Raw genomic sequence first — 666 nt, forward strand, 5'->3', positions numbered from 1 at the left:
TCCCTGCATTGCTCAGCGTTTATTATCTATTCATTAAACCTAATGTTTAACCGTTAAGCAAGGATATTTTTCTCACGCACAGCCGCGACTAGCCTGAACAGTTAAGCAGGTTAACTCATTGATTTGATGCAGCAAGCAAGGCTGCTAACTCGTTCGCGCTATTTTATTTGTCGCCATATCTAAATTCATCACACCAATAAATCGTAAGATACCCGCCTTGCATGACTGGCAAGGCCAATGCGGTATTAATCGTTCTTGCTCTGCCTTCGGCTTCACCGCTTTGAATGGGGTTATTGATGCTTGAGCCTTTATTAACCCTAACTTTCGCTTGCGACACGCATTAGCTAAAAAGCCATAGTGGCGAATGCGCATAAACCCTTTCGGCAATACATGTTGTAAATAACGCCGTAAAAATTCATCACAACTCAGTGTCATGACTTTATCGCGGTTGTTATCTGCATAGTCGCGATATTTAAAGCTCACTGACTGCTCATTCGCTGACACTAATCGCGATTCTGACATCACGCCTTTTCGGGTATAACGCGCAAGGTAACTCACTAGCTTTTCACTGTACGTTAAACAAGCTTTGCTATACACGCACCACTTTGTTGGCGTGTTTATCTTCGCGAATGAACTATCGCATTCATTGAGCGCCGCCAGCATTTT

The 666-nt window shown here is 43.4% G+C and carries 1 protein-coding gene; it reads right to left on the bottom strand.

From position 1 onward, the window contains the following. Positions 1 to 144: 144 nt before the first annotated feature. Positions 145 to 666: transposase (locus tag ADS77_RS21275; protein ID WP_200909671.1), on the bottom strand; the 522-nt coding region annotated here is incomplete at its 5' end.

Origin of the sequence: Pseudoalteromonas porphyrae, from assembly GCF_001298125.1 — a bacterium.
In the GTDB taxonomy this organism is placed as follows: domain Bacteria; phylum Pseudomonadota; class Gammaproteobacteria; order Enterobacterales; family Alteromonadaceae; genus Pseudoalteromonas; species Pseudoalteromonas neustonica.